At 37.0% G+C, this 5097-nt stretch carries 2 protein-coding genes; both read left to right on the top strand.

What is annotated here, in order from left to right:
* Positions 1-1396, top strand: a 1396-nt coding sequence (locus DPN68_RS13185; RefSeq protein ID WP_113990034.1) for a hypothetical protein, incomplete at its 5' end; no start/stop codon positions are given.
* A 233-nt stretch (positions 1397-1629) separates the two neighbouring features.
* On the top strand, positions 1630-5097 hold a 3468-nt coding region (locus DPN68_RS12855; protein ID WP_204673664.1), incomplete at its 3' end, for a hypothetical protein.

Genomic DNA, 5097 nt, shown 5'->3' with positions numbered 1-5097 from the left:
TGGTACTATTTCCTACCAAAGGAATACTACTGCAAATACAAACGATTACGTGTATTGGTCTTCTCCAGTAAATACAGTAAACACTCCTACTGGCTTTATTTACACTTGGGATGCAGATATTCCAAATAGTAACGGTGGCGAAGGCAATTGGGTTGGAGCCGCAAACGTTCCTATGCTTTCAGGTGTAGGTTACATCATGAGAAATATTTTCTCTAGAAATTTCATCGGTGTACCTAGAAACGGTGTAATCCAACCTGCAATAAACAGAGGTACTTATACTGGTCCTGATTATCTGGGAACAAATGGCACTACAATTACAAGATTCAGCGACAATTGGAATCTAGTAGGAAATCCATATCCTTCTTCAATTGATGCAGTTGATTTTATTAACTTAAATACAAACATTGAAGGAGCAGTAAGACTATGGACACACGCAACGCCAGTTTCTACAGCAATACCAAACTCTTTTTATGGCTCATTCTCCGCTAATTATACACCTAACGATTATATTACGTACAACGCCTTAGGAACCGTAAGCGGACCAGCAGGTTTTAACGGCTTCATAGCTGGTGGCCAATCTTTCTTAGTCAACATGTTAGACGGTGCACCAACGACAGAAACGGTAACCTTCAACAATTCATTAAGAAGCAGATCGTATGACAATAGCCAATTTTACAGAACTGCTAACCGTAATGAAAATAACACTCTAAGTAACGAACGTCACCGACTTTGGTTAGACATAAGCAATACGAATGCAATTTCAGACAGAACGCTTATTGGGTACACTACAAACGCAACCTTGGAAAAAGACAGAACTTTTGATGCAGTTATTGGAGTAAAACCAGGTGTGTTAAAAATCTACTCATTAATCGGCACAGATAAAATGACCATTCAAGGACGCCCTGTTCCATTCGATGACAAAGACAAAGTGAAAATCGGTTTTAACGTACCAGCACCAGGTAGTTATACCTTGGCAATAGCAGCTGCAGATGGTCTTCTAGAAGAAAATCAAGAAATTTATGTAGAAGATTTAGAATTAAATTTCACACACAATTTAAGACTAGCTCCCTACTATTTCCATGCAAACAATGCTGGTGAAAACAACAACCGTTTCATCATCAAATACAAATTAGAAAACAAATCCAATGAGGATGATATTACCAATAATGAGGTGCTTATTTTCAATAACAACTCAGGCATAAACATTAATGTTGGAAATATTGAAAATGCTGAAATCACCATTCACGACATTCAAGGCAAACTGTTATACAAAAATCAAAACAGTACGGAGCAATTGATAACAATCAATACCATTCATGAAAATGACCAACCTTTAATTATTGTGATCAAAAACAAAAAAACAAATAATTCAATAAGTAAGAAACATATTTATTAGTTAAATGAGTTGTTATGTTTATTTAAATATTTCAAGTTGGAAAATACTAATAAAGTTCAACCAAAAGTGCAGACAAATTTGTAATTAATTTTAATAATAGTGAACCAGATGTTTAATCATTACGTATCTTAAATTTGAATAAGTAAACAATTAGAAATCGGAGAAGTTGTATTGAAAAATACAAGCCATTAAACTATTATAAACCGCAACTAAAGTTGCTAAAAAGAATAGGTATGAAAATAAAACTACTAATATTAACATTGTTTTACTCCTTAATAAGTTGGGGACAATATAGCGTGAATTTCGATGGAGTTTCTGATGGAACTAGTGCTTCTGCCTATGGTTTTGTTAACCATAATTTAAACGGCATAACTTGGACAGGTGTTGAAATGATAATTCCAACAACACCTTTGGCAGCTGATTGGTTTAATGGAGTTCGCTCATTAAGGTCTAGAGGCTATGGAGCTTCAGATATAACAATGACTAGCGATAAAACGAACGGAATAGGTGTAATTTCTTTTGATTATAGAAGATATGGAACCGATGGTCAAACGGATCACATGGTGGAGTACTCTACAGACGGTGGAACAACATGGACTCAAGCCGGGGCTAATTTTTTAGGAACTGGAACTGTACAAACATTTTCTACAACATTAAACATTACAGGAAATGTTAGAGTTAGAATTAGAACAGTTACAGCTCTGGGAACTACTAATAGAAGATTAAATATCGATGACCTTTTAATTACCGATTTTTTAGGGACAGCTCCCACAATAGTAGCAACACCGGCATCACTTTCTGGTTTTTTCTATGTAGTAGGAAATGGCCCTTCAAACGAACAAACTTTTACAGCAAGTGGAACAAACTTAACAAATGATATTACAATAAGTGCTCCTACAAATTACGAAATAGCTGTAGCAGCTGGAGGTCCTTTCTCAAACAGCATTACACTTACACAAACTGCGGGTACTGTTCCTGCTACAACTATTTACGTTAGATTAATTGCAGGGCTACCTGTGAACGCATACAATGCCGAAGTAATAACACTTGCAAGTGCAGGCGCTACTTCTCAATCAGTTACTTGTAACGGTAATGTAGTAAATCCTAGCACAGTGTTTACTCCAGGTGATTTTGCTGTAATTGCTCTTAATTCAAATATCAATTGCTACCCTCCTGGTCCTAATGGTGCCTACTCAGATGGTGATGACGAAATTTCATTCATCACGTTCAAAGATATTGTAAACGGTGATTCATTCTACATGACCGATAATGGGTACGAAAGAGTGAATGCAGGTTTGTGGGGAGACACAGAAGGAGTTTACTTTTTCACAAGAACAGGAGCAACTATTCCAGCAGGTACAGTAATAACATTCCGCTTTTTAAATACTACTCCATTTGTAGAATTTAATTCACCAGACAACAACTGGACATTTAATAAAGTAGCTGGTTTTGGTGGTAACCTTGTAATGAACTCAGGCGGTGACCAAGTGTTCTTCATGCAAGGAGGTGCTTGGACAAATCCTGCTGCGGCGCATGATGCCTCATACGCGGGTGGTGAATTTATTTATGCATTCAATACAAACTCAGCTTGGAATCCTTTCATTAATAGTACCCAACAATCAGGACTGCCTATTAGCTTAAATTGCTTCAATTTAATGCCAGGTTCTGCAACTGACTTTCTTGAATATACAGGTCCCACTACTCCAGCAACAAAACTCGATTGGATTGTAAGATTAAATAACCCCACAAACTGGACAAATAGAGTGAATTGTTTAGGCTACTTGCAAACGCATGTTGGTCAAACATATACTGTTTTAACAGGTGGTGTTTACATAGATGGTGTATGGGTAGGTTCTAAAAACACCGACTGGTTTGATTGTGCTAACTGGCAAACGCTTCAAGTACCTGATAACACAATAGATGTAAGCATCAATAACACTTTTGCTATTAGAGATGCTAATATTGATATTACGTCGCCACTCGCTCCTATTTATAGCAATATTGCAATCTCAAACAATATTGAAATAACAGACCGTAGACTAATAATTGAAGCAAATCCAAACAACAGATTAGATGTTTTTGGCAACCTTACTATAGGCGGAACAGGCGTACTAGATATGGACGACAACAATAACGCAACAGAAGATGGTACAATAAACCTATACGGTAACTGGACAAACAACCTAACTGAAACAGCGTTTGAAGAAGGTAACGGTAAAGTGCGTTTCGTAGGAACTACAGACCAAATTATCAACAATGTTGCTCCTTTCGGTACAGAAGTTTTCTATAATGTAGACATAGACAACAACTTCACAACAAGCATTTCAAACAACCTAATTGCAACAGGAAATCTAGAAGTATACCCTTCAAGAACAGTAACAGTTAATGCGTTAAACTACATCCAAGTAAACAACAACCTAACGGTAAATGGCACTTTTAACGTACTAGACGATGGCTCATTAATTCAAGTAAATGATGCAGGGGTAAACATTGGTACTATTTCCTACCAAAGGAATACTACTGCAAATACAAACGATTACGTGTATTGGTCTTCTCCAGTAAATACAGTAAACACTCCTACTGGCTTTATTTACACTTGGGATGCAGATATTCCAAATAGTAACGGTGGCGAAGGCAATTGGGTTGGAGCCGCAAACGTTCCTATGCTTTCAGGTGTAGGTTACATCATGAGAAATATTTTCTCTAGAAATTTCATCGGTGTACCTAGAAACGGTGTAATCCAACCTGCAATAAACAGAGGTACTTATACTGGTCCTGATTATCTGGGAACAAATGGCACTACAATTACAAGATTCAGCGACAATTGGAATCTAGTAGGAAATCCATATCCTTCTTCAATTGATGCAGTTGATTTTATTAACTTAAATACAAACATTGAAGGAGCAGTAAGACTATGGACACACGCAACGCCAGTTTCTACAGCAATACCAAACTCTTTTTATGGCTCATTCTCCGCTAATTATACACCTAACGATTATATTACGTACAACGCCTTAGGAACCGTAAGCGGACCAGCAGGTTTTAACGGCTTCATAGCTGGTGGCCAATCTTTCTTAGTCAACATGTTAGACGGTGCACCAACGACAGAAACGGTAACCTTCAACAATTCATTAAGAAGCAGATCGTATGACAATAGCCAATTTTACAGAACTGCTAACCGTAATGAAAATAACACTCTAAGTAACGAACGTCACCGACTTTGGTTAGACATAAGCAATACGAATGCAATTTCAGACAGAACGCTTATTGGGTACACTACAAACGCAACCTTGGAAAAAGACAGAACTTTTGATGCAGTTATTGGAGTAAAACCAGGTGTGTTAAAAATCTACTCATTAATCGGCACAGATAAAATGACCATTCAAGGACGCCCTGTTCCATTCGATGACAAAGACAAAGTGAAAATCGGTTTTAACGTACCAGCACCAGGTAGTTATACCTTGGCAATAGCAGCTGCAGATGGTCTTCTAGAAGAAAATCAAGAAATTTATGTAGAAGATTTAGAATTAAATTTCACACACAATTTAAGACTAGCTCCCTACTATTTCCATGCAAACAATGCTGGTGAAAACAACAACCGTTTCATCATCAAATACAAATTAGAAAACAAATCCAATGAGGATGATATTACCAATAATGAGGTGCTTATTTTCAATAACAACTCAGGCATAAACATTAAT

Origin of the sequence: Flavobacterium tibetense, assembly GCF_003293845.1 — a bacterium.
Taxonomy (GTDB): domain Bacteria; phylum Bacteroidota; class Bacteroidia; order Flavobacteriales; family Flavobacteriaceae; genus Flavobacterium; species Flavobacterium tibetense.
Note: the sequence above shows the minus strand (reverse complement) of the source record. Positions and strands in the feature narration are given on the sequence as shown.